Below are 23,614 nucleotides of genomic sequence, written 5' to 3'. Positions count from 1 at the left end.
AAAGCGCTTGCTGTGACGTTCACCAGTCCCCGGACCGTCGGCCGCCAATCGCCGGCCGGCGCGTGAGGGGTGGGGCGTGCGCGGCGCGCGGGGACCGCGTACGAAGGGAACGACGTGACACGCAAGACGGTGCGTATCGCCATGAACGGTGTGACCGGGCGGATGGGCTACCGGCAACACCTCGTCCGCTCCATCCTGGCCCTGCGCGAGCAGGGCGGCCTCGACCTCGGTGACGGCACCGTGCTGTGGCCGGAGCCGGTCCTGGTCGGCCGCCGCGAGCACGCCCTGCGGGCGCTGGCCGAGAGGCACGGACTGGAGCACGTCTCCACCGACGTGGACGCGGTGCTCGCCGACGAGAGCGTCGACATCTACTTCGACGCCCAGGTCACCTCCGCCCGCGAGGAGGCCCTCACCAAGGCGATCGCCGCCGGCAAGCACATCTACACCGAGAAGCCGACCGCCACCGGCCTCGACGGCGCCCTGGAGCTGGCCCGGCTGGCGAACGCCGCCGGGATCAAGCACGGCGTGGTGCAGGACAAACTGTTCCTGCCGGGCCTGCTCAAGCTGAAGCGGCTCATCGACGGCGGCTTCTTCGGCCGGATCCTGTCGGTGCGCGGCGAGTTCGGCTACTGGGTCTTCGAGGGCGACTGGCAGTCCGCGCAGCGCCCGTCCTGGAACTACCGCGCCGAGGACGGCGGCGGCATCGTCGTCGACATGTTCCCGCACTGGGAGTACGTGCTGCACGAGCTGTTCGGCCGGGTGCGCTCCGTCCAGGCGCTGGCCGCCACCCACGTCCCGCAGCGCTGGGACGAGAACGGCAAGCCCTACGACGCCACCGCCGACGACGCCGCCTACGGCGTCTTCGAGCTCGAGGGCGGCGCCATCGCCCAGATCAACTCCTCCTGGGCGGTCCGCGTCCACCGCGACGAACTCGTCGAGTTCCAGGTCGACGGCACCGAGGGCTCCGCCGTGGCCGGCCTGCGCACCTGCCGCGTCCAGCACCGCTCCGCCACCCCCAAGCCCGTCTGGAACCCGGACATCCCCGCCACCGAGGTCTTCCGCGACCAGTGGCAGGAGGTCCCGGACAACGGCGAGTTCGACAACGGCTTCAAGGCCCAGTGGGAGCTGTTCCTCAAGCACGTCTACGCCGACGCCCCCTACCACTGGGACCTGCTGGCCGGCGCCCGCGGCGTCCAGCTCGCCGAGCTGGGCCTGAGGTCCTCGGCCGAGGGCCGCCGCCTGGACGTGCCGGAGATCGCGCTGTGACCATCGAACTGCCCGACGCGCACGGCGGGCTGCGGACGTACGAACCCCGCACCGAGCCCCTCGCGCTCGCCGCCGGGGCCCCCTTCGGCTCCCGTACGGTCTTCTCCGCGGCACACGTCGTCGCCGACCCGTACGCCGACACCACCCCCGACTCGCCCGCCGCCGTCGACTGGGACGCCACCCTCGCCTTCCGCCGCCACCTGTGGTCGCACGGCCTGGGCGTCGCCGAGGCGATGGACACCGCCCAGCGCGGCATGGGCCTGGACTGGGCGGGCGCGGCCGAGCTGATCCGCCGCTCCGCCGCCGAGGCGAAGGCCGTCGGCGGCCGCATCGCCTGCGGCGTCGGCACCGACCAGCTCACTTCCGGCACGCTCGCCGAGGTGCGGGCGGCCTACGAGGAACAGCTCGCGCTCGTCGAGGAGTCGGGCGCGCAGGCCATCCTGATGGCGTCCCGCGCCCTGGCCACCGCCGCCCGCTCGCCCGAGGACTACCTCGAGGTGTACGGCCACCTGCTGCGCCAGTGTGCCGAACCCGTGATCCTGCACTGGCTCGGCCCCATGTTCGACCCGGCGCTGGAGGGCTACTGGGGCTCGTCCGACCTGGACGCGGCCACCGACACCTTCCTGGAGGTCATCGCCGCCCACCCCGACAAGGTCGACGGCATCAAGGTCTCGCTGCTGGACGCCGGACGCGAGGTCGCCCTGCGCCGCCGACTGCCGCAGGGGGTGCGCTGCTACACCGGCGACGACTTCCACTACCCCGAGCTGATCGCGGGCGACGAGCAGGGCTTCAGCCACGCCCTGCTCGGCATCTTCGACCCGCTCGGCCCGCTGGCGGCCCAGGCGGTCCGCGTCCTGGACACGGGGGACACGGCGGGCTTCCGCGCCCTGCTCGACCCCACGGTGGAGCTGAGCCGGCACCTCTTCCGGGCCCCCACCCGCTTCTACAAGACGGGCGTGGTGTTCCTGGCCTGGCTGGCCGGCCACCAGGACCACTTCGCCATGGTCGGCGGCCTGCAGTCGGCCCGCTCGCTGCCGCACCTCGCCCGCGCCTACGAACTCGCCGACGGCCTCGGCCTGTTCCCCGACCCCAAGCTCGCCGAGGACCGCATGCGGACCCTGCTGCACCTGTACGGAGTGACCCCGTGACCGGCCCCGTCAACGCTCTCGCGCGTTTCAGCGTCAACCAGATGACGGTCAAGCAGCTGTCCCTGCCCGAACTCGTCGACGCCTGCCGCGACCTGGGCGTCCCCGCAGTGGGCCTGTGGCGCGAGCCCGTCCAGGCCTACGGAGTGGAGGCGGCGGCGAAGCTGGTCCGGGACGCCGGCCTGACGGTGACGACCCTGTGCCGGGGCGGCTTCCTCACCGCGATCGACCCCGCCGAGCGGGCCGCGGCCCTGGCCGACAACCGCCGCGCCGTCGACGAGGCCGCCACCCTGGGCACCGACACCCTGGTCCTGGTCTCCGGCGGCCTCCCGGCCGGCTCCAAGGACCTGCACGGCGCCCGCGAACGCATCGCGGACGCCCTGGCGGAGCTGGGCCCGTACGCCGAGGAGCACGGGGTGCGCCTGGCCATCGAGCCGCTGCACCCCATGTACGCCTCCGACCGCTGCGTGGTCTCCACCCTCGCCCAGGCCCTGGACCTGGCCGAACGGTTCCCGGCCCGGCAGGTCGGCGTCACCGTCGACACCTACCACGTCTGGTGGGACGACACGGCGCCCGCGCAGATCGCCCGCGCCGGCGCCCAGGACCGCATCCACACCTTCCAGCTCGCCGACTGGACCACCCCCCTGCCCGAGGGCGTCCTCAACGGCCGCGGCCAGATCGGCGACGGGAGCGTCGACATGCGGGAGTGGCAGGGCTACGTGGAGGCGGCCGGCTACACCGGCGCCATCGAGGTCGAACTCTTCAACGACGTCCTGTGGGCACGCGACGGACGCGAACTCCTCGCCGAGACGGCACGACGGTTCGTGGAGCACACGGCGTAGCGGGCCCCCCGTCCGCCCGTCCGCCCGTCCGCCCTTTCACCCTCCCGAGGGGACCGGAAAAAATCTTGGAAAGGCCGTACAACCCTCCCCGCACCCCGTGGGTCTTACCGGGTGTCAGAACTTCTGTGGGGGGACCCGGGGGGGAATCCGAGAGGTTTTGACAGGGGGAGGGGACAGGGGGAGGGAGTCGAGGGGGCCCGGCCACGTGCCGGGCCCCCTCGAAGTTTCCCCGCGCACGGCAGGGCCCGCTTTTGGAAGAGCACTCCGCTCCCGGAGAGCGTCCGGCTCTCAGAAGAACACCCCGCACCGCAGCAGCACGTTCGCGTACGGCCGGGCTTCGCCGGTGCGGACGACGAGCCGGGCGCCGGCGGTCAGTTCCTTGAGCCGTTCGTGCGGGACCAGGTCGAGGGCGGGGAAGTGGCCCGCCAGCAGGTCCGCGGCGGCCGGGTTGGCCTGCCGGATCTCGGTGGCGGCCGTCGCGCCCTCGATCACCAGCTCGGCCAGCAGCCCCTCCAGGACCTCCGCGAAGGACGGCACCCCGGCGCGGAACGCCAGGTCCACCACGCGCGGCCCGTCCGGTATCGGCATGCCCGCGTCGCACACCAGCACCCGGTCCGTGTGGCCCAGTTCGGCCAGCGCGCCGCTGAGGTGCCGGTTCAGTATTCCGCCCTTCCTCACAGCGCCGCGACCTCCTGGGCCGTCGGGAAGGACACCTGGGCGCCCTTTCCGGTGGCCGTGGCCGCCCCCACCCGGGCCGCGTACGCCGCCGCGTCGGACAGGGACTCGCCCAGGCCCAGCCGCCAGGCCAGCGCGGCGGTGAACGAGTCGCCCGCACCCGTGGTGTCCACGGCACGCACCTTCACGGCGGGGATACGGGAAACCCCCTCGGACGAGGCCACCAGCGCGCCCTCGCCGCCCAGCGTCACCACCACCGAACGGGGGCCCTTCGCGAGCAGCAGCCGCGCCCAGTCCTCGGGCTTCTCACCGGCGTACGCCTCGCCGAGGATCACCTTCGCCTCGTGCTCGTTGAGGATCAGCGGGTCGCAGGCCGCCAGCACCTCGTCCGGCAGCGGCTGCGGCGGCGACGGGTTCAGCACGAGCCTGCTGTCCGGCGCCAGCGAGCGCACCACCTCCACCACCGTCTCCAGCGGGATCTCCAACTGGGTGGAGACCACCTTGGCGGCGTGGAGGAGGCTCCCGGCGGCGCGTACGTCATCGGGGGTGAGCCGGCCGTTGGCGCCCGGCGAGACGACGATGCTGTTGTCCCCGGACGGGTCCACCGTGATCAGTGCGACGCCGGTCGGCGCCCCGCCCACCAGCACGCCCGCCGTGTCGACCCCGGCCGCCCGCTGCGAGTCCAGCAGCAGCCGCCCGTGGGCGTCGTCGCCGACCCGGGCCAGCAGGGCCGTCCGGGCGCCGAGCCGGGCGGCGGCGACCGCCTGGTTCGCGCCCTTGCCGCCCGGGTGGACGACCAGGTCGGAGCCGAGCACCGTCTCCCCGGCGTCCGGCCGGCGCTCGACGCCGATCACCAGGTCGGCGTTGGCCGACCCCACGACCAGCAGGTCGTAGTCGTACATGGAAAGGCTCCCTACGTGGTCGCTCCGGGGACGGGCGGTCGTGGTGACCGCCCGCCCCCGGTCGTGAGCGTCGGTGTCAGCCGCTGAACTCGGCCACGTTCTCCTTCGTGACCACCTTCACCGGAACCATCACCGTCTCGTCGATCTTCTTGCCCTCGGCGGCGCGCAGCGCGTTGTCCACCGCGATCCTGCCCAGTTCGCGCGGCTGCTGTGCGACCGACGCGTACAGCGTGCCCTGCTCGACCGCCTTGAGGCCGTCCGGCGTGCCGTCGAAGCCGACGACCTGGACCGACTTTCCGGCCTTGGAACCGAGCGCCTTGATCGCGCCGAGCGCCATCTCGTCGTTCTCGGCGAACACCCCGTCGATGTCGGGGTGGGCCTGGAGCAGGTTCGTCATCACGTCGAGGCCCTTGGTGCGGTCGAAGTCCGCGGGCTGCTTGGCGACGACCTCGATGCCCGGGTACTCCTTCAGCCCCTCGGCGAAGCCGGAGCCGCGCTCCCGACTGGCGGAGGTGCCCGCCTGGCCCTGGAGGATCACGATCGTGCCCTTGCCGCCGAGCTTCTCGGCGAGTGCCTCGGCGCCCTGCCGGCCGCCGGCCACGTTGTCGGAGGCGACCAGCGTGGACGTCTCGGCCTTGTTGACGCCGCGGTCCACGGCGACGACCGGGATGTCCGACTCGTTGGCGGAGCGGACCGCGGGTCCCGCCGCGTCCGAGTCCACCGGATTGACGACGATCGCGTCGAGGCTGCCGCTGGTGAAGTTCTGCAGCTGGTTGGCCTGCTGGGAGGCGTCGTTCTGCGCGTCGGTGACGGTCAGGTCCAGGCCCCGGCTCTTCGCCTCCGCCTCCGCGCCGTCCCTGATCTGCACGAAGAACGGGTTGTTGAGGGTGGACAGGGACAGACCGACCTTCCGCTCCTCCTTCTCCGAGGAGCCGTTGTGCAGGAAGGACAGCGCGCCGACGACCGCCGCCGCGACCACCGCGGCGAGCAGATAGGTCGCCGCCTGCTTCTTCCGGCCGCCGCCGCCCGGCGCGCCGGACGCGGTCGGGGTCGCCCCCGCCTTGCGGCGCAGCGTGTCCAGGAGCACGGCCAGCGCGATGACCACGCCGATCACGACCTGCTGCCAGAACGCGGACACCGACAGGAGGTTGAGGCCGTTGCGCAGCACCGCCAGGATCAGCGCGCCGATCAGCGTCCCGGACGCCTTGCCGGTGCCGCCCGCGAGGGAGGCGCCGCCGATGACGACGGCGGCGATCGCGTCGAGTTCGTAGCCCTGCGCGGCCTGCGGCTGCGCGGAGGACAGCCGGGCGGCGAGCACGATGCCCGCGGCGGCGGCGAACAGGCCGGACAGCGCGTAGATGGCGAGCTTCTGCTTCTTCACCCGCAGCCCGGACAGCCGGGCCGCCTCCTCGTTGCCGCCGATGGCGTACATGGAGCGGCCGATGTACGTACGGCCGAGGATGAACGCCGTGATCAGCCCCATGACGATCATCACGAGCACCGGCACCGGCAGCCAGCCGCCGAGGGTGTCGCCGAGGTGCGAGACGGAGTCGGGGAACGGGATCGGGGAGCCCTGGGAGATCACCAGGGACAGACCGCGGGCCACCGACAGCATGGCGAGCGTCGCGATGAACGACGGCAGCTTGCCGTACGACACCAGGATGCCGTTGACCAGGCCGCACGCGATGCCGGTGGCGATGGCCAGCAGGACCGCCAAGGGCACCGGGACGCCCTCGGAGGTGGCGCTCCAGGCGAGGACGGTGGCCGACAGGGCGGCGACCGAACCGACCGACAGGTCGATGCCCGCGGAGACGATCACGAAGGTGACGCCGAAGGCGAGGATCGCGACGACCGCCGCCTGCACCCCGATGTTGAGCAGGTTGTCGGCCGTCAGGAAGTCGCCGGACAGCGCCGACATCGCGATGACGAGGACGATGAGCGCGGTGAGCGCGCCGTTGTCGAGCAGGAGGCGGCGCAGGCCGCCCGAGGAGGCGCCCTTGCCCCCCGTGCTCTTGAGCGTGTCAGTGGCCACGGGGGGCCTCCTTGCCGTTTTGTTCGGTGGTGCCGTCGTTCTTGCTGCCGGTGTCCGTGCCGCTGTCCACGCCGGTGCCGACCGCGAGGGCCATCACGGCGTCCTGCGTGGCGTCCTCGGCCGGCAGTTCGCCCGCGATGCGGCCCTGGGCCATCACCAGCACCCGGTCGCTCATGCCGAGCACCTCGGGCAGATCGCTGGAGATCATCAGTACGGCGGCGCCGGCCGCGGTGAGTTCGTTGATCAGCTGGTAGATCTCGACCTTGGCGCCGACGTCGATCCCGCGCGTCGGCTCGTCGAGGATCAGCACCTTGGTGTCGGCGAGCAGCCACTTGCCGATGACGACCTTCTGCTGGTTGCCGCCGGAGAGGGTGCGCACGTGCTGGCCGAGGCCCGCCATCCGCACCCCGAGCTGCTCGGCGATCCGGGCCGCCGCGGTGTGCTGCCCCTTGAGGTCGACGAGGCCCGCGCGGGTGGCCGAACGCAGCGTCACCAGGCCCAGGTTCTCCTCGACCGAGGCGTCCAGGACGAGGCCCTGGCCCTTGCGGTCCTCGGGGACGAGCCCCATCCCGGCCGTCATCGCCGCGTTGACGTCGTGCGCGCGCAGCGTGCTGCCCGAGACCGTCACGGTCCCGCTGTCGTACGGGTCGGCGCCGAACACCGCGCGGACGACCTCGGTCCGGCCGGCGCCCACCAGTCCGGCGATGCCGACGACCTCACCGGCGTGCACCCGGAAGCTCACGTCGTGGAAGACGCCGTCGCGGGTGAGCCCTTCGACCCGGAGCAGGGTGTCCCCGGCGTCGGGCCGCCGGCGCGGGTACTGCTGCTCGATGGACCGGCCCACCATCAGGCGGACGAGTTCGTCCTCGGGCGTGGTGGCCGGGACCCGGCCGACGCTCCGGCCGTCCCGGATGACCGTGACCCGGTCGCCGAGGGCGGCGATCTCCTCCAGGTGGTGCGTGATGAACACGATGCCCACGCCGTCCTCGCGCAGCCTGCGCACGATGGAGAAGAGCTTGTCGACCTCCTCGGAGGTCAGCACGGCGGTCGGCTCGTCCATGATCAGCACGCGCGTGTCCAGGCTCAGCGCCTTGGCGATCTCGACCATCTGCAGGCGGGCGATGCCGAGTTCGCGGACCCGCGCGGAGGGCGACACGTTGACGCCGACCCGCTCCAGGAGGACGGCGGCGTCGGCCTCCATCCGCTTGCGGTCGATCATCCCGAAGCGGCGCGGCTGCCGCCCCAGGAAGATGTTCTCGGCGACCGTCAGATCGGGTACGAGGTTGAACTCCTGGTAGATGGTGGCGATCCCGAGGCGCTCGGAGTCCTGCGCACCGTGGATGCGCACCTCCTCGCCGCCGACCAGGATGCGGCCCTCGTCGGGCGTGTAAGCGCCGGACAGCATCTTGATGAGGGTGCTCTTGCCCGCGCCGTTCTCACCGAGCAGCACGTGCACCTCGCCGCGGCGCAGGTCGAAGTCGACACTGTCGAGGGCGACCACGCCGGGGAAGGTCTTGCGGATGCCCTCGATGCGCAGCAACTCGTCCGGGTTGCTCACGACGTACTCCTTTGTACGGGGATTGTGGGGGACCGTGCGTGTGGGGGTGCGGGGGGTGTGGGGCAGGGGTTATGCCGGTGACGGCCGGGTGGGGGCCGGTCCGCCGCACGAGCGGCGGACGACGAGCCGGGCGGGGAGGGTGACGGACTCACCGGGCCGTCCCTCGATCCGGTCGACCAGCGCCCGTACGGCGGCCCGCCCGAGGTCGCCCGTGGGCTGGGCGATCGCGGTGACCGGCGGATCGGTGTGCACGAACCAGGGGATGTCGTCGAACGCGGCGAGCCCGATGTCCTCGGGAACCCGCAGCCCGCGCGCGCGGACGGCGTCCAGCGCGCCGAGCGCCGTCAGGTTGTCGGCGGCGAAGACGACCTCGGGCGGCTCGGCCAGGTCGAGGAAGCCCTCGGTGACCCGGCGGCCGCTGTCGGCCTGGAAGTCGCCCTGACCGATGCAGGAGTCGGGAAGGGGGAGCCCGTACGCGCGGAGCGCCTCGCGGAAGGCGTCGACGCGCTCGCGTCCGGTCGTGGTGGCGGCCGGCCCCGCGATGATCGCGAGCCGCCGGTGCCCGAGCCCGTACAGGTGCGCCACCAGGTCCCGCACGGCGCTCCGCCCGTCCGAGCGGACCACGGGCACGTCCACACCGGGGATCCAGCGGTCGACGAAGACCATCGGCGTCCCCGCGCGGGCGGCCTCCAGCATCCGGGGCGAACCGCCGTCGGTGGGGGAGACCAGCAGGCCGTCGATCCGGCGGTCCAGCAGGGTCGTGACGTGGTGGTCCTGGAGGTCGGGCCGCTCGTCGGCGTTGCCGATGATCACGCTGTAGCCCAGCGCGCGGGCCTCCTCCTCGACGGAGCGGGCCAACTCGGTGAAGTACGGGTTCATCACGTCGCTGATCACCAGGCCGAGGGTGCGGGTCTGGTGGGTGCGCAGCGACCGGGCGACGGCGTTCGGACGGTAGCCCAGCGCCCCGACGGCGGCCAGCACCCGCTCGCGCGCGGCCGCGCTGACCGACGGATGGTCGTTCAGGACACGCGACACCGTGGCGACGGACACGCCCGCCTCGGCGGCGACGTCCTTGATGCCCGCCATCGCCTCCACCTCCTTGTGGAATCGATTACACCGGCTGTGCACCAAGGATTGGAATCGATTACACGAAGGGAAACAAGAAGGTGAGGGTGGCCGACATCAAATCGTGACCGGGGTGGGGAGCGCCGTCGGCCCCTCGGGCAGGGCCTAGCGTTCTGCCTTCTTCCAGGGCCTGACCCCGAGCTTTCCGGTGGTTCCGAGGTCGAGGTGCGGGGTCACCGTCACCGGGTCGGCTCCCTCCTTCGCCCGGACCCGCACGTGGGGCACGTTCACCGCCGTACCGAACTCGGTGGTGTTGCGCCAGACCAGCCCGGCGGTCGCCGACTCGCTGGGCTCGAGCCTGACGGGCCGGGGCGGCTCGTCGGGCCCGGCGCCGGTGGTGATCTCGCCGCTGCCGTCGAGGATCTCGACGCCGTCGACGGGCTCGAGGCCGTCGTCCAGGAGTTCCAGCAGCGGATAGCCCTCGACGGTGTAGGCGCGCGTGCCGCAGTTGTTGAGGTGCAGGCCCACGACGCGCAGCCCCATGGCCGCGTCGCCCTCGTCGGCGCTGACCCGGATCCCGGAGGCGGGGCAGAAGCCCGGTTCGGCCGGCGCCTCGCCCGCGGGGACCTTGGTCACTTGGAGCACCTCGGCCTGGGTCACCCGTGGTGTGGTGGGCGGCAGTTCCCCGGCCCGGACCGTGCCCCGCACGGTCTGTCCGGGGCCGACGTCGCGCACGGTCTCGGTCTGGTTGGTCACGGCCCCGCTGTCACCGCTCCTGAAGGTGAAGACGATCGAGTAGGTCAGGGTCTCGGTTCCCTCGTTGGTGACCTCGTAGGTGGCGGAGACCCCCGAGTCCACGTTCGTGGGGAGCCTTTCGGCGGAGACGACGTAGCTACGGGAGGGCGAGGGGGAGGGGGACGGGGACGGGAGGGTCAGCGAGGTGATCCGTACGCCGTCCTTGCCCGGATCGTCGATCCGCGTGCCCTCCTGCGACGCGGCCGCGTCGGCGCCGGTGCTCCCGGCACCCGTGCGCTCCGTTCCACAGCCGGTGAGCAGGAGGGCGGTCGCGGCGAGAGCCGAGAGGAGGGGGGTGGTCGCGGCGAAGGCCGGGCGGAGGCCGGCGGGTCTGCGCATCCGGTCATCCCATCAAAACATGAACCCCGGGCGTGTGAGGGGGGTCACGGTTCCGGTCACAGGGGTGTCACAGATGAGGCCGGGGAGAGGGCGGCCGGCTCGCACCACACGTACTTGCCCCGGTCGCCCTCCCGGGTCAGCGACTGCCACCCCCACACGTCGGCGCAGGCGCGCACCAGTGCGAGGCCTCGCCCCGACTCCAGCTCCTCCCCTCGTTCGAACGGCACCGGCGGCTCGGGCGGTTCGGGGTCGGCGTCCCACGCCCCGATCCGCAGCGTCCCCGGCGGCGACCAGCGCACGCGCAGGGCGGCGGGACCCTTGGCGTGCCGCACGGCGTTGGACACCAGCTCCGCCGCCAGCAGTTCGGCGACGTCGACGAGACCGATCAGCCCGTGCATGGTGAGGGTCAGATCACATGAGACGTCAGCAGCTCCTCTTACCGTACGAGTTGGTGATCCATGAGTGCGCCCTGCGCATCAGGGTCAGCGACCGTGCCGCCTCCCGGGCTCAACTCGCCAAGCTTCTGGAACTCTCCGAGGCGGATCACATCACCGTCCGCGTCATCCCCTTCGACCTGGACGGCTTCGCCAGGGCTGCGGTCATGGTGGCCTGTCCTGGCGCGAGGTCGACCCCCGTGATTCACCAGGCGCTGGGCAGCGTCCCCAGGGTCGAGGTCGGGTGTGGGAACCGTCCGGCGCACGGGTGCCACCTCCATGCCGAACGCCACCGAAGCGCCACCTCATGAACCACGAGCGTGCGGCTTTCCTTGCTGCGCTCGACCGCTGCGTCCGTAGCGGAATCTCGCGGGGACTTGCTCTCGAGCCCCACGTTTCCCTGCACGAAGCGCACAAAATTGTGCTTCTTCCACAGAAGATGCACCTGCCGGAGGGCGCTCCTCCGGGTGGTACAAGGGATCTGAAGATGGCGTTGCGGGTCGGGATCGGTGGTGCTGCTCGGCGGGGCGGTCGGCTGTTCGTGCGGGCGGTTTTCCTCGACTGTCCGCGGGATGCGGTCTCGATGTGTGCGATGCCGGGGCGCCCGTCCGCGCCCAGGGGAGCACGCACCGTCCCGAAGACGTGAGCACTTCGGCCACTCCTGTCCTGACACCGCTCATCTGAGCGTTCAAGTGACACATTCCCGCCGACTGCTCACGGTTTCCGGCAAGGCAGCCGTCTCCGGCCCCGCGGCGCCGGGGCCACGCAGAATCCCTGCACCACCCGAGGGGACACCATCTGGAGCTCGGGCGATCCTGGAACCCGACAAGGGCTGTGTGGATGAAGCCGAGCGGCTTCTCGACAGCGTCCGCAGGTGGAACGAGCGCAAGCGGTGTCTGTGCGCACAGGCTCGTGTGCGTACGGCGTGGCAGCGCCTTTCCGAGACGGGCCTCCTGTCCTCCACGAACCTGGCCCACCCATGTGAGGGAGCGGGACCTGATCCACGCCACCCGCGCCGGCCATGCATTCGGCCGGGGTGTGCGCCGGACCCGCCGAACCGCTCGAACGGCAAGCTCGCCCTTGAGGAACTCGGTGGTCCGGGGGCGATTTCCCTCGGGGCCATGACGACGGCGTCGTGGCTGAGGCCAAGCTCTTGCCGCCGGTCAGCACACGGGTGCGCACGGCCACCCTCTTCCACTCCACGGCGTCGAGTGGTTTTCCTTGCCGGGTATCGCCCATGACCGCGATGGCGTAGGGCAGAGTGCGGGCCGGCCCGGTGAGGCTCGCCCACGTTGTCGGCAGGAGCTTCGTGCAGGGGGCGCGGATCGAGCCGTTGCTCCTGGGCCGGACACCGAGACGGGGTGGTCGGCGACGTGACCACCGAGAGGTGATCGACGCGATCGCCTTCGAGTCCGGGACCGGGACGCAACGGGGTCCAATCGCCGGAGGAGTAGGGCGACTTACGGGTCCACCGGCACGCGGCCGGAGCCCGGAAGAGGGGGCCCCGGTCGGCGTACCGGCCGATCACGCACGGCCGACGTCGTCCAGTTCGGCCACGTCCTCGTCGGAGAGGGAGAGCCCGGCGCCCGCGATGTTCTCGCGCAGGTGGGCGGTGGACGAGGTACCGGGGATGAGCAGGATGTTCGGTGAGCGTCGCATCAGCCAGGCCAGCGCGACCGACATCGGCGTCGCCTCCAGCCGGCCCGCGACCTGGGAGAGGGCCTCGGACTGGAGCGGTGTGAAGCCGCCCAGGGGGAAGAACGGCACGTAGGCGATGCCGTCGGCGGCGAGATGGTCGACGAGGTCGTCGTCCTGGCGGTGGGCGAGGTTGTACATGTTCTGCACGCACACGACCGGGGCGATGCCACGCGCCTCGGCGACCTGCTCCGCGGTGACGTTGCTGACGCCGAGGTGGCGGATCAGGCCGTCCTGCTGGAGGGCGGCGAGTGTTTCGAACGCCTCGGCGATCGAGTCCGGCCGGGGGCCCTGGGCGTCGCCCATGCGCATGTTGACCAGGTCGAGGGCCTCGACACCGAGGGAGTCGAGGTTCTCGTGTACCTGCTTGCGCAGGTCTTCGGGGCGCCGGGCCGTGGGCCAGCCGCCCTGCGCGTCGCGGGTCGCGCCCACCTTGGTGGCGATGAACAGCGACTCCGGGTAGGGGTGCAGCGCTTCGCGGATCAGCCCGTTCGTGACGCGCGGTCCGTAGGCGTCGCTGGTGTCGATGTGGGTGATCCCGAGGCCGACCGCCTCGCGCAGAACGGCCAGGGCGCCGTCGTGGTCGGCGGGCGGCCCCATGACCCACGGGCCGGCGAGCTGCATCGCGCCGTAGCCGAACCGGGTGACGGTCGAGTCACCCAGCCTCCAGGTGCCGCCGGGAAGAGGAGGTGTGAAGGCGGTCTCCATCGCAGTGCCTTTCGCTTCTTGCCGGGGGATGGTTTCTCCGTCCCCCTTGCACCAGCATGGGAGAGCTGCTTCCCCTCGGGAAGTAGGCACTCTGAAGTGCGTAACTTCCCCGGAGGTGGACGGTGAGAGAGCAGTGACGACGACGAAGGCCGGGAAAAGGGCGCAGGCCAAGGAGGAGTACAACGCGTTCCTGGCGGTGTGCCCCAGCCGTCAGCTCCTCGACCGGATCTCGGACAAGTGGGTCGTCCTGATCCTGTGCGCACTGGGGGGTGACGCGTCCGAACGATCCGGCGCGTCGCACGCCCCGGAAGCGATGCGCTACTCCGAACTCGCCCGGCTGCTGGCGGGCGTCAGCCAGAAGATGCTGACCCAGACCCTGCGCGCCCTCGAACGCGACGGCCTGCTCACCCGCACCGTGACACCCACGGTCCCCGTCACCGTCACCTACGAGCTGACCGACCTCGGCCTCTCGCTCCACCACGTGACCCGCGGGCTCAGGCAGTGGGCGCAGACTCACATGGACCAGGTCCTCACCAGCCGTGAGAAGCACGACGCGGGAGCTTCCTGACGAGAACGGTGTTCTCCGTCTTGGCCGAGGGCTGGGATGCGTCCGACCGTGAGGGACGCGCAGTGGGCGGCTCGAGCCGCTGCTTCCGGACCGGACGCGCGACCGGTCCTGCGGCCGGAACAACGGGCGGCTGATCCGAACGGGACCGCTCAGGCGGTCTGGAGGAGGGCGGCCGGTTCGCACCACACGTACTTGCCCCGGTCGCCCTCCCGGGTCAGCGGCTGCCACCCCCACACGTCGGCGCAGGCCCGCACCAGTGCGAGGCCTCGCCCCGACTCCCACTCCTGTCCCCGTCCGAACGGCACCGGCGGCTCCGACGGTTCGGGGTCGGCGTCCCATACGTACCGGGCCTGCTGCAGACGGAGAACTACGCACGTGCTGTCTTCTCCGGCAGAGTGCCCGAACTGGCCGAGGACGAGCTTGAGGTGCGCGTTCGTCACCGAATGGCGGGTCAGAGGATCGCTGTTCCGTACGACTTGGTGATCCACGAGTCGGCGCTGCGGATCAGGGTGGGTGATCGAGTCGGTTCTCGGGCCCAGTTCGACAAACTCCTCGGGCTTTCCGAAGCGGACGACATCACCATGCGTGTCATCCCCTTCGACTTGGACGGCTTCGCCAGGGCCGGTAGCGCGATGACGTATGTGGGCGGCCCCGTGGCCAAGCTGGACACAGTCGTGCGCGACGTGCCCCACGGTTCGGCCTTCATCGACTCCGAAGCGCAACTCGGCGCCTTTCGAAACCGCTTCCGTAGGCTGGAGGCCGTGGCGCTCGACCCCCAGCGGTCGCGTGACTTCATCAACCGGCTGGCGAAGGAGCTGTGAGGAGCATGGCCAACTGGCGCAAGTCGTCCTACTCGGGCCCCGACGACGGCAATGAGTGCGTGGAGATAGCGAACTCGCCCACCCGCGTCGCCGTCCGCGACTCGAAGGCCCCCACCCGAGCCACCCTCACCTTCCGCACCACCGCCTACGCCCCCTTCCTCGAAGCCCTGAAGGAGACGGCGAGGGAGCTGTGACGCGTACGCGGAGCCGTTGCCGGCGCGGGGCTCAGGTGCACGTGGGCAACGTCTGCGTCCGTTCCCCGTGTCCGGCGAGGTAGAGCCTCAGGCGTGTCAGGTCCTCGGCCTCGACGAACACCTGTCGCCCCCAGTGCGCGGTGAGGCGGTGTGCGACATCGACGAGCCGGCGGCGGTCCTCCGGCGTGTACGCCGGGAAACGCGCAGAGCCGTGGTCGGCGATCTCGTTCCCGAGTTCACTGAAGAGTACGGCCCGGAAGCGCTGCTCCTCCTCGTCGGTCAGCGGTGCGGCGGCGGCCTCGGTGGGCCGCGGCCGGACGTTGTAGAGGTCTCGCGTCACGCGTGGCTCCGCCATCTGCTCGAGTCGGTCCGCGAGAGCCTACCGACTCCGGCCTCTCGGGCAGGGCCCGGGCTGTCGCACCCCACCGGTACCGTCGAACCATGTCCAACCAGTCCGCAGCGGCCCCCGGTGAACGGCGTCTCGCCACGCTCGAAGGTGTGCTGGAGCGCGTCACGTATTCCAACGAGGAGAACGGCTACACGGTCGCCCGCGTCGACACCGGCAGGGGCGCCAACGACCTGCTCACCGTCGTCGGGGCGCTGCTCGGGGCCCAGGTGGGCGAGTCGCTGCGGATGGAGGGCCGCTGGGGGTCGCATCCGCAGTACGGGAAGCAGTTCCACGTCGAGAACTACACGACCCTGCTCCCGGCCACCGTCCAGGGCATCCGGCGCTACCTCGGCTCCGGGCTGGTCAAGGGCATCGGGCCGGTCTTCGCCGACCGCATCACGCAGCACTTCGGCCTGGACACCCTGACCGTCATCGAGGAGGAGCCCAAGCGGCTCATCGAGGTCCCCGGCCTCGGGCCCAAGCGGACCAAGAAGATCGCCGACGCCTGGGAGGAGCAGAAGGCGATCAAGGAGGTCATGCTCTTCCTCCAGACCGTCGAGGTGTCGACGTCGATCGCCGTGCGGATCTACAAGAAGTACGGGGACGCCTCGATCTCCGTCGTGAAGAACCAGCCCTACCGGCTGGCGTCCGACGTCTGGGGCATCGGCTTCCTCACCGCCGACAAGATCGCCCAGTCCGTCGGCATCCCGCACGACAGCCCGGACCGGGTCAAGGCCGGTCTGCAGTACGCGCTGTCGCAGGCCACCGACCAGGGGCACTGCTACCTCCCCGAGGAGAAGCTGATCGCCGACGCGGTGAAGCTGCTCCAGGTGGACACCGGGCTCGTCATCGAGTGCCTCGCCGAACTGGCCGCAGAGCCGGAGGAGGGCGAGGACCCCGGCGTCGTACGGGAGAAGGTGCCCGACTCGGAGGGCGGCGACCCCGTCACCGCCGTCTACCTGGTGCCCTTCCACCGCGCCGAACTGGCCCTCTCCGCCCAGTTGCTGCGCCTCCTGCGCACCGGTGAGGACCGGATGCCGGGGTTCGGGGACGTGGACTGGACGAAGGCCCTCGGCTGGCTCAAGGGGCGTACGGGCGCCGATCTCGCCCCCGAGCAGGAGGCCGCCGTCAAACTGGCGCTCACCGAGAAGGTCGCCGTCCTCACCGGCGGCCCCGGCTGCGGCAAGTCCTTCACGGTGAGGTCCATCGTGGAGCTGGCCCGCGCCAAGAAGGCCAAGGTGGTGCTCGCCGCCCCCACCGGGCGCGCCGCCAAACGTCTCGCGGAGCTGACCGGCGCCGAGGCCTCCACCGTCCACCGCCTGCTGGAGCTCAAGCCCGGCGGGGACGCCGCCTACGACCGGGACCGGCCGCTGGACGCCGACCTGGTGGTGGTCGACGAGGCGTCCATGCTCGATCTGCTGCTGGCCAACAAGCTGGTCAAGGCGGTGGCCCCGGGCGCGCACCTCCTCTTCGTCGGGGACGTCGACCAGCTCCCCAGCGTCGGCGCGGGCGAAGTGCTCCGGGACCTGCTGGCCGACGGCAGTCCCGTCCCCGCCGTCCGCCTCACCCGCGTCTTCCGCCAGGCCCAGCAGTCGGGCGTGGTGACCAACGCGCACCGGATCAACGCCGGACAGCACCCGCTCACCGACGGCATGAAGGACTTCTTCCTCTTCGTCGAGGACGACACGGAGGAGGCCGGCCGGCTCACCGTGGACGTCGCCGCGCGCCGCATCCCGGCGAAGTTCGGGCTCGACCCGCGCCGGGACGTGCAGGTCCTCGCCCCCATGCACCGGGGTCCGGCCGGCGCCGGCACGCTGAACGGCCTGCTCCAGCAGGCCGTCACCCCCGGCCGCCCCGACCTGCCCGAGAAGCGGTTCGGCGGCCGGGTCTTCCGCGTCGGCGACAAGGTCACCCAGATCCGCAACAATTACGAGAAGGGTGAGAACGGGGTCTTCAACGGCACCGTCGGCGTGGTCACCTCGCTCGACCCGGTCGACCAGCGGCTGACGGTGCTGACGGACGAGGACGAGGAGGTGCCGTACGAGTTCGACGAACTGGACGAACTGGCCCACGCCTACGCGGTGACCATCCACCGTTCCCAGGGCAGCGAGTACCCGGCCGTCGTCATCCCGGTGACCACCGGCGCCTGGATGATGCTGCAGCGGAACCTGCTCTACACGGCGGTCACCCGGGCCAAGCGGCTGGTCGTCCTCGTTGGCTCCCGCAGGGCGATCGGACAGGCGGTCCGCACGGTCTCGGCTGGCCGGCGCTGTACGGCGCTCGACTTCCGGCTCGCGGGCGCCTGAACCGTCGTTGTTGCTGCCCTTCGTCCCTCTCCCGGAAGAAAAATGATCGATCAAACGAGTCGGAAACGTCACAGAGGCCTTCCGGAAGGGGAACGCAGGGGGCAGGATGGGCAAGTTGGCGGCACTCAGTGCCGCCGATAGGCCCGATGGTCGACCCCGAGTGCACTCTCCTGAGCCAAGTGGGGGATGGTAGAGACAGTCAGGGCACCTCGAAGATGAGGCACTACGTCGGTGAGGGAAGACGTGAGCGACAACTCTGTAGTACTGCGGTACGGCGACGGCGAGTACACCTACCCGGTGATCGACAGCACGGTCGGCGACAAGGGCTTCGACATCGGGAAGCTCCGCTCCCAGACCGGCCTGGTGACGCTGGACAGCGGTTACGGCAACACCGCCGCATACAAATCCGCGATCACGTACCTGGACGGTGAGGGAGGCATCCTCCGTTACCGCGGGTACCCCATCGAGCAGCTGGCCGAGCGCTCCTCCTTCCTGGAGGTCGCCTACCTGCTGATCAACGGCGAGCTGCCGACCGTCGACGAGCTCAGCGAGTTCCGGGGCGAGATCACGCAGCACACCCTGCTGCACGAGGACGTCAAGAACTTCTACAAGGGCTTCCCGCGTGACGCCCACCCGATGGCGATGCTGTCGTCGGTCGTCTCGGCGCTGTCGACGTTCTACCAGGACAGCCACAACCCGTTCGACGAGCGCCAGCGCCACCTCTCCACCATCCGGCTGCTCGCCAAGCTTCCGACGATCGCGGCCTACGCGTACAAGAAGTCGATCGGTCACCCGTTCGTCTACCCGCGCAACGACCTCGGCTACGTCGAGAACTTCCTGCGCATGACCTTCTCCGTCCCGGCCCAGGAGTACGAGCCCGACCCGGTCGTCGTCTCCGCCCTGGACAAGCTGCTCATCCTGCACGCGGACCACGAGCAGAACTGCTCGACCTCCACGGTGCGCCTGGTCGGCTCCTCGCAGGCGAACATGTTCGCCTCGATCTCCGCCGGCATCTCCGCCCTGTGGGGCCCGCTGCACGGTGGCGCCAACCAGTCGGTGCTGGAGATGCTCGAGGGCATCCAGGCCGACGGCGGCGACGTCGACGCCTTCATCCGCAAGGTGAAGAACAAGGAGGACGGCGTCCGCCTGATGGGCTTCGGCCACCGGGTCTACAAGAACTTCGACCCGCGCGCCAAGATCATCAAGGCCGCCGCGCACGACGTGCTGTCCGCTCTCGGCAAGTCCGACGAGCTGCTGGACATCGCGCTCAAGCTGGAGGAGCACGCGCTCTCCGACGACTACTTCGTCTCGCGCAGCCTCTACCCGAACGTGGACTTCTACACCGGCCTGATCTACCGGGCCATGGGCTTCCCGACCGAGATGTTCACGGTCCTGTTCGCCCTCGGCCGGCTGCCGGGCTGGATCGCCCAGTGGCACGAGATGATCAAGGAGCCGGGTTCCCGCATCGGCCGCCCCCGCCAGATCTACACGGGCGTGGTGGAGCGCGACTTCATCCCGGTCGAGGAGCGCTGACCGGACGCGGCACAGGACAGCGACGGACGGCACGCCCTGGAGGGCGTGCCGTCCGTCGTTCCGTCTCGTACGGCGGGCGGGCGGGGGTCGGCGGCACCCTGCGGCGAACCGAGCCCGGAGAAGCCCGGAAAAGCCCGGAAAAGCAGAAGGCGCCCTGCGCCGGTCCCCCCACGGGCCGACGTCAGGGCGCCTTCCCATGTCCCGGTGCGGATTCCCCCCACGGGATCCGGCCGGGCGTCTGTGAAGATCAGCGCCTGAATCGCTGTCTCTGGGCGCGATGAGCGGAACTCACCGCGCCTGTGCGGTCTGCCGGGACGCGCACGGTCGAGAGGGCCGCTCAAAGCTCTCCGAAGTACGTGCCCCGGCAACGCAACTCCGGGGAAGTCCCCCAAGACATCCCCAGATGTCAGGTCGCGCCCCCCAAGACGCTTCCCGACATCGCCAACTTAGACCTTCGAACCCCTTCGATGGTTACGTTCACATCACTGTGATCTGCGTCTCTTGCATTTGTCCTTTAGGTGCGCAAGGGCCCTGAATTGCCGATGCGCCCCAAGAGTAAGGAAGATGCGGGAGCCTTGTGAAGAGCTTATGTGAAATGTCGTACCGGACTCCAGGGGGTGATCCCAGTTGAGACCTCAATGAAACGAGCGCAGCCGCAGGCTGTTGGTGACGACGAAGACCGAGGAGAAGGCCATCGCCGCTCCCGCGATCATCGGGTTGAGCAGTCCGGCCGCGGCCAGCGGCAGCGCGGCGACGTTGTAGCCGAAGGCCCAGACGAGATTGCCCTTGATGGTGGCGAGGGTGCGGCGGGACAGCCGGATGGCGTCCGCCGCCACCCGCAGATCACCGCGGACGAGGGTCAGGTCGCCGGCCTCGATCGCCGCGTCGGTGCCGGTGCCCATGGCCAGGCCCAGATCGGCGGTGGCGAGGGCGGCGGCGTCGTTGACGCCGTCGCCGACCATGGCCACGGTCCGTCCCTCGTCCTGCAGTTCCCGCACGACGGCGGCCTTGTCCTCGGGCAGGACCTCGGCGATCACCCGGTCGATGCCGACGGCCCGGCCCACCGCCTCGGCGACGGTGCGGTGGTCGCCGGTGAGCAGGACGGGGGTGAGTCCGAGGGCGCGCAGGTCCCGGACGGCCTCCGCGCTGGTCTCCTTGACCGCGTCCGCGACGGCGAGGACCCCGCGAGCGGTTCCGTCCCAGCCGACCACGACGGCCGTGAGCCCGCCCTTCTCGGCCTCGTCGCGGGCCCGCTCCAGCTCCGGCGGCAGCCCGGGGCCCGCCTCCTCGTCCGCCGGACCCCCGCCGAGCCGCCCCACGACCACCTCGTGGCCGTCCACGCGCCCGCGAACGCCCCGCCCCGGGACGTTCTCGAAGCTCTCGGCCGAAGGCAGCGCCCCCGCCCGCTCCTCGGCGCCGGCGGCGATCGCGCGGGCGATCGGGTGCTCGGAGGCGTGCTCCAGGGCGCCGGCCAGCCGCAGCAGCTGCTTCTCGTCGGTGCCGTCGGCGGTGTGGACCTGCTGGAGGGTCATCCGGCCGGTGGTGACCGTGCCGGTCTTGTCCAGGACGACGGTGTCGACGCGGCGGGTGGACTCCAGGACCTCGGGGCCCTTGATGAGGATGCCGAGCTGCGCGCCGCGTCCGGTGCCCACCATGAGCGCGGTCGGGGTGGCCAGCCCGAGGGCGCACGGGCAGGCGATGATCAGCACCGCGACGGCCGCGGTGAAGGCGGCGGCGGTGTCGCCGGTGACGCCGAGCCACCCGCCGAAGGTGCCGGCGGCGATGAGCAGCACCACGGGGACGAAGACCCCGGAGATCCGGTCCGCGAGCCGCTGCACCTCGGCCTTGCCGTTCTGCGCGTCCTCCACGGCCCGTGCCATCCGCGCGAGCCGGGTGTCGGCGCCGACCCGGGTGGCCTCCACGACGAGCCGGCCGCCCGCGTTGACCGTGGCACCGGTGACGGCGTCGCCGACGGTGACGTCCACCGGCACCGACTCGCCGGTCAGCATCGACGCGTCCACGGCGGAGGAGCCCTCGACCACGGTCCCGTCGGTGGCGATCTTCTCCCCGGGGCGTACGACGAACCGGTCACCGGCCGCCAGCCGCTCCGCCGGGACGCGCACCTCGCGCACCCGGCCGCCCTCGTCGCGGAGCACGGCGACGTCCTTGGCGCCCAGCTCCATCAGGGCGCGCAGGGCGGCGCCCGCGCGGCGCTTGGAGCGGGCCTCGAGGTAGCGGCCGAGGAGGATGAAGACGGTGACGCCGGCGGCGACCTCCAGGTAGATCGCGGAGGCGCCGTCGGTGCGGGCGACGGTCAGCTCGAAGGGGTGCCGCATCCCGGGCATGCCCGCGTCGCCGAGGAACAGCGCCCACAGGGACCAGCCGAACGCGGCGAGCGTGCCGACGGAGACCAGGGTGTCCATGGTGGCCGCGCCGTGCCGCAGGTTGGTCCAGGCGGCCCGGTGGAAGGGCAGCGCACCCCAGACGACGACGGGAGCGGCGAGGGTGAGCGAGAGCCACTGCCAGTGGTCGAACTGCAGGGGCGGGATCATCGCGAGCAGCACGACGGGAAGGGCGAGCACGGCGGAGACGGTCAGCCGCGCGCGCAGGGCGGTGAGCCCGGGGTCCGCCGACGCGGTGCCCGGCCCGTCCGGCCCGTCCGGTGCCGACTCCGGCGCGGATGCGGGGGACGGCGGGGGCGCGGGTTCCTCGGCGGTGTAGCCGGTCTTCACCACGGTGGCGATGAGATCGGCGACCTCGGTGCCGGCGGGGTAGGCGATCCGGGCCTTCTCCGTCGCGTAGTTCACCGTGGCGCTCACGCCGTCCATGCGGTTGAGCTTCTTCTCGACGCGGGCCGCGCAGGAGGCGCAGGTCATCCCGCCGATGAGCAGCTCGACCTCGGAGGCGGGCGGGGCCTCCGAGGTCGTGGGGGCCGCCGGGGTGCCCGGGCCCGCCGGGTCGGCGGGTATCGGTGCTCCGGTGGCGGTGGTGCTGGTCATGTCCGTACTCCAGGCAGGTCCGGGACTCCGGAGAGGTCGCGGTGTCCCTGGCGGGCTCGGGCGTGTCGTCTGGCGCCAGGCCGAGCCGTCTTCGGTGTCAGGCGGGGCCGACGAGCTCGAAGCCGGCCTCGTCGACGGCGGCGCGGACGGCCTCCTCGTCGAGCGGGGCCGCGGAGACGACGGTGACCTCGCCGGTGGTGGCGACGGCCTTCACCGAGGCGACCCCGGGAAGCTCGGAGATCTCGCCGGAGACGGCGCCTTCGCAGTGGCCGCAGCTCATGCCGCTCACCTTGTAGACGGCGGTGACGGAGCCCTGGGTGTCGGTCCGGACGGTCATGTCGTTGCTCCTCGTCGAGGCGTATGGGGTCGAGGGGGCCCACGGGGGCCGGGGCCTCCATGTCCAGACTATACCCCTAGGGGGTATGAATCCATGAGCAGCGGGTCGAGGTAACGGAACAGGACGTTCTTCAGTTCCTGGACATAGGCCTCACGCTCGGCGCCCTCGTGGGCGAGGATCAGCTCCAGGCCGCCCTTGTAGATGCCCACGCACATCTGGGACGTACGGGCGATCTCCTCGGTGCGGGCGTCGGGCAGGAGCGGGGTGAGCAGCGCCTCGACCCGGCCGATCAGGGCGGCGTGCAGGGCGTCGTGCTCCTGCGCCATGGCGCCGGGAATGTCCGGACCGTGCATCAGGGTGAAGAAGACCGGGTGGCGGCAGTTGAAGTCGACGAAGCGGTCGACGGCCGCCGCGACGGCCTCCTCCAGCGGGGTCTCGGGGGCGATCGGCCCGAGGGCCTCCCCGTACGTCTCCCGCATCTCGCGCATCAGCCGGTCGCCCAGCTCGATCGCGATCGCTTCCTTGTTCGGGAAGAACTGGTACAGCGTGCCGGGGGAGACGCCCGCCTCGCGGGCGATGGCGTTGGTGCTGGCCGCCGTGTACCCGGTGGTGCAGAAGACGGAGGCGGCCGCCTCGAGCAACTGGGTGATGCGCCGTTCGCCGCGCGCCTGTCTGCGGCGGGGCCGCTCGCCGGCCGTCTGCTCCATGTCGGTCCTCCCGGTCCTGTCGGGCACGTGTTCCCCGTTTCTGTGCTGCTTCTCCGTGCGCGGCTTCGTGTGCCGTCCTGCTCGCGGCGCCGTGTGCGGCCGCCGCGCGTACGAAGTCTTCCGCAGGTGTTCCGTACGCGTTTTCCCCAGCGATTGACAAACGCGAGCGGGTGCTCGCATTGTGGAAAAACACGAGCGACCTCTCGTGTTTGCCAGTTTATGGCAACGGCACAGCCATGCCGCCTGCCCGCGTACGCGCGGACCACGAGGCCCCGGACCAGCACGGTGCACGAGCAGCACGCACG

General features: G+C 71.2%; 20 protein-coding genes and 3 pseudogenes. 9 read left to right on the top strand and 14 right to left on the bottom strand.

All coding sequences use genetic code 11. The annotated features are described in order from the left end of the window. The first annotated feature begins 114 nt into the window (after positions 1–114). From OHB56_RS15910 to OHB56_RS15900, 3 genes are read left to right on the top strand one after another with little or no spacing between them, the layout of a single operon-like run. Positions 115–1,266, top strand: a complete 1,152-nt coding sequence (locus OHB56_RS15910) for a Gfo/Idh/MocA family protein (protein ID WP_406353979.1) — start codon at positions 115–117, stop codon at positions 1,264–1,266. Then, positions 1,263–2,414: a dihydrodipicolinate synthase family protein gene (locus OHB56_RS15905; RefSeq protein WP_406353977.1), complete on the top strand. Its 1,152-nt coding sequence runs from the start codon at positions 1,263–1,265 to the stop codon at positions 2,412–2,414. Before OHB56_RS15910 ends, OHB56_RS15905 begins: the two co-directional genes overlap by 4 nt. 41 nt (positions 2,415–2,455) lie before the next feature. Continuing rightward, entirely contained in the window at positions 2,456–3,253 is a 798-nt protein-coding gene (locus tag OHB56_RS15900) for a sugar phosphate isomerase/epimerase family protein (RefSeq protein WP_406359087.1), read from the top strand. Between the two features lie 288 nt (positions 3,254–3,541). On the opposite strand, the gene rbsD is transcribed toward OHB56_RS15900, so the two are convergent. The 7 genes and pseudogenes from rbsD to OHB56_RS15865 all read right to left on the bottom strand — a co-directional run. Beyond that, the gene (gene rbsD / locus OHB56_RS15895) at positions 3,542–3,931 is read right to left on the bottom strand and encodes a D-ribose pyranase (RefSeq protein ID WP_326752853.1); all 390 of its coding nucleotides are present in this window, start codon (positions 3,929–3,931) and stop codon (positions 3,542–3,544) included. After that, complete coding sequence (locus OHB56_RS15890) at positions 3,928–4,830, bottom strand: ribokinase (protein WP_406353975.1); 903 nt, start codon at positions 4,828–4,830, stop codon at positions 3,928–3,930. Before OHB56_RS15890 ends, rbsD begins: the two co-directional genes overlap by 4 nt. Positions 4,831–4,906: 76 nt before the next feature. Continuing rightward, positions 4,907–6,862 (bottom strand): substrate-binding domain-containing protein, encoded by a 1,956-nt coding sequence (locus tag OHB56_RS15885; RefSeq protein WP_406353974.1) that lies wholly within the window; start codon positions 6,860–6,862, stop codon positions 4,907–4,909. After that, positions 6,852–8,420, bottom strand: coding sequence for a sugar ABC transporter ATP-binding protein (locus OHB56_RS15880; RefSeq protein WP_406353972.1), 1,569 nt, complete (start codon positions 8,418–8,420; stop codon positions 6,852–6,854). The genes OHB56_RS15885 and OHB56_RS15880 overlap by 11 nt, the downstream gene beginning before the upstream one ends. 69 nt (positions 8,421–8,489) lie before the next feature. Then, positions 8,490–9,506, bottom strand: a complete 1,017-nt coding sequence (locus OHB56_RS15875; protein ID WP_406353970.1) for a LacI family DNA-binding transcriptional regulator — start codon at positions 9,504–9,506, stop codon at positions 8,490–8,492. Positions 9,507–9,650: 144 nt separating this feature from the next. Continuing rightward, complete coding sequence (locus OHB56_RS15870) at positions 9,651–10,619, bottom strand: DUF4232 domain-containing protein (RefSeq protein ID WP_406353969.1); 969 nt, start codon at positions 10,617–10,619, stop codon at positions 9,651–9,653. A 56-nt stretch (positions 10,620–10,675) separates the two neighbouring features. Beyond that, positions 10,676–11,029: pseudogene (locus OHB56_RS15865) on the bottom strand (ATP-binding protein); the annotation flags it as partial. Between the two features lie 14 nt (positions 11,030–11,043). On the opposite strand from OHB56_RS15865, the pseudogene OHB56_RS15860 reads away from it, so the two are divergent. Beyond that, positions 11,044–11,218, top strand: a pseudogene (locus tag OHB56_RS15860) (Scr1 family TA system antitoxin-like transcriptional regulator); the annotation flags it as partial. Between the two features lie 984 nt (positions 11,219–12,202). On the opposite strand, the pseudogene OHB56_RS15855 reads toward OHB56_RS15860, so the two are convergent. After that, a pseudogene (locus OHB56_RS15855) lies at positions 12,203–12,361 on the bottom strand (alpha/beta hydrolase); the annotation flags it as partial. 216 nt (positions 12,362–12,577) lie between these two features. Further along, positions 12,578–13,456, bottom strand: coding sequence for an aldo/keto reductase family oxidoreductase (locus OHB56_RS15850; RefSeq protein ID WP_406353967.1), 879 nt, complete (start codon positions 13,454–13,456; stop codon positions 12,578–12,580). Positions 13,457–13,589: 133 nt separating this feature from the next. Between OHB56_RS15850 and OHB56_RS15845 the strand changes: the two genes are divergently transcribed. Then, positions 13,590–14,024 carry a helix-turn-helix domain-containing protein gene (locus tag OHB56_RS15845; RefSeq protein WP_326752843.1) on the top strand — a complete coding sequence of 145 codons (435 nt, stop codon included), beginning with the start codon at positions 13,590–13,592 and terminating at the stop codon, positions 14,022–14,024. Positions 14,025–14,173: 149 nt separating this feature from the next. On the opposite strand, the gene OHB56_RS15840 is transcribed toward OHB56_RS15845, so the two are convergent. Continuing rightward, positions 14,174–14,479 (bottom strand): ATP-binding protein, encoded by a 306-nt coding sequence (locus OHB56_RS15840; RefSeq protein WP_406359085.1) that lies wholly within the window; start codon positions 14,477–14,479, stop codon positions 14,174–14,176. Here OHB56_RS15840 and OHB56_RS15835 point away from each other — a divergent pair. Beyond that, entirely contained in the window at positions 14,375–14,845 is a 471-nt protein-coding gene (locus OHB56_RS15835; RefSeq protein ID WP_406359083.1) for a DUF5753 domain-containing protein, read from the top strand. The two genes, OHB56_RS15840 and OHB56_RS15835, sit on opposite strands and share 105 nt — an antisense overlap. Positions 14,846–14,850: 5 nt before the next feature. Continuing rightward, the gene (locus OHB56_RS15830) at positions 14,851–15,039 is read left to right on the top strand and encodes a DUF397 domain-containing protein (RefSeq protein ID WP_326752842.1); all 189 of its coding nucleotides are present in this window, start codon (positions 14,851–14,853) and stop codon (positions 15,037–15,039) included. A gap of 31 nt (positions 15,040–15,070) precedes the next feature. Here OHB56_RS15830 and OHB56_RS15825 read toward each other — a convergent pair whose 3' ends face one another. After that, the gene (locus OHB56_RS15825; protein WP_406353965.1) at positions 15,071–15,379 is read right to left on the bottom strand and encodes a hypothetical protein; all 309 of its coding nucleotides are present in this window, start codon (positions 15,377–15,379) and stop codon (positions 15,071–15,073) included. Between the two features lie 101 nt (positions 15,380–15,480). Here OHB56_RS15825 and OHB56_RS15820 point away from each other — a divergent pair, with 101 nt between their 5' ends. Further along, positions 15,481–17,733 carry an ATP-dependent RecD-like DNA helicase gene (locus tag OHB56_RS15820; protein ID WP_406353963.1) on the top strand — a complete coding sequence of 751 codons (2,253 nt, stop codon included), beginning with the start codon at positions 15,481–15,483 and terminating at the stop codon, positions 17,731–17,733. A 243-nt stretch (positions 17,734–17,976) separates the two neighbouring features. Next, a complete protein-coding gene (locus tag OHB56_RS15815) occupies positions 17,977–19,266 on the top strand; it encodes a citrate synthase (RefSeq protein ID WP_326752839.1) in 1,290 nt (429 codons plus the stop codon). A gap of 635 nt (positions 19,267–19,901) precedes the next feature. Here the strand turns inward: OHB56_RS15815 and OHB56_RS15810 are convergent. From OHB56_RS15810 to OHB56_RS15800, 3 genes are all read right to left on the bottom strand, one after another. Then, on the bottom strand, positions 19,902–22,265 hold the full coding sequence (locus OHB56_RS15810; RefSeq protein WP_406353961.1) for a heavy metal translocating P-type ATPase: 2,364 nt from the start codon (positions 22,263–22,265) through the stop codon (positions 19,902–19,904). Positions 22,266–22,362: 97 nt separating this feature from the next. Beyond that, entirely contained in the window at positions 22,363–22,602 is a 240-nt protein-coding gene (locus OHB56_RS15805; RefSeq protein WP_055691320.1) for a heavy-metal-associated domain-containing protein, read from the bottom strand. Positions 22,603–22,670: 68 nt separating this feature from the next. Beyond that, entirely contained in the window at positions 22,671–23,309 is a 639-nt protein-coding gene (locus OHB56_RS15800; protein WP_406353958.1) for a TetR family transcriptional regulator, read from the bottom strand. Positions 23,310–23,614: the final 305 nt, after the last annotated feature.

It is taken from the genome of Streptomyces sp. NBC_01635 (genome assembly GCF_045209715.1).
Lineage (GTDB): Bacteria > Actinomycetota > Actinomycetes > Streptomycetales > Streptomycetaceae > Streptomyces > Streptomyces hirsutus.
Note: the sequence above shows the minus strand (reverse complement) of the source record. Positions and strands in the feature narration are given on the sequence as shown.

Excerpts from the sequence above, each read along its gene's own strand:
- OHB56_RS15900 (WP_406359087.1), top strand. The coding sequence starts at position 2,456 with ATGACGGTCAAGCAGCTGTCCCTGCCCGAACTCGTCGACGCCTGCCGC.
- OHB56_RS15890 (WP_406353975.1), bottom strand. The coding sequence starts at position 4,830 with ATGTACGACTACGACCTGCTGGTCGTGGGGTCGGCCAACGCCGACCTG.
- OHB56_RS15875 (WP_406353970.1), bottom strand. The coding sequence starts at position 9,506 with ATGGCGGGCATCAAGGACGTCGCCGCCGAGGCGGGCGTGTCCGTCGCC.
- OHB56_RS15870 (WP_406353969.1), bottom strand. The coding sequence starts at position 10,619 with ATGCGCAGACCCGCCGGCCTCCGCCCGGCCTTCGCCGCGACCACCCCC.
- OHB56_RS15850 (WP_406353967.1), bottom strand. The coding sequence starts at position 13,456 with ATGGAGACCGCCTTCACACCTCCTCTTCCCGGCGGCACCTGGAGGCTG.
- OHB56_RS15830 (WP_326752842.1), top strand. The coding sequence starts at position 14,851 with ATGGCCAACTGGCGCAAGTCGTCCTACTCGGGCCCCGACGACGGCAAT.
- OHB56_RS15820 (WP_406353963.1), top strand. The coding sequence starts at position 15,481 with ATGTCCAACCAGTCCGCAGCGGCCCCCGGTGAACGGCGTCTCGCCACG.
- OHB56_RS15810 (WP_406353961.1), bottom strand. The coding sequence starts at position 22,265 with ATGACCAGCACCACCGCCACCGGAGCACCGATACCCGCCGACCCGGCG.
- OHB56_RS15805 (WP_055691320.1), bottom strand. The coding sequence starts at position 22,602 with ATGACCGTCCGGACCGACACCCAGGGCTCCGTCACCGCCGTCTACAAG.
- OHB56_RS15800 (WP_406353958.1), bottom strand. The coding sequence starts at position 23,309 with ATGGAGCAGACGGCCGGCGAGCGGCCCCGCCGCAGACAGGCGCGCGGC.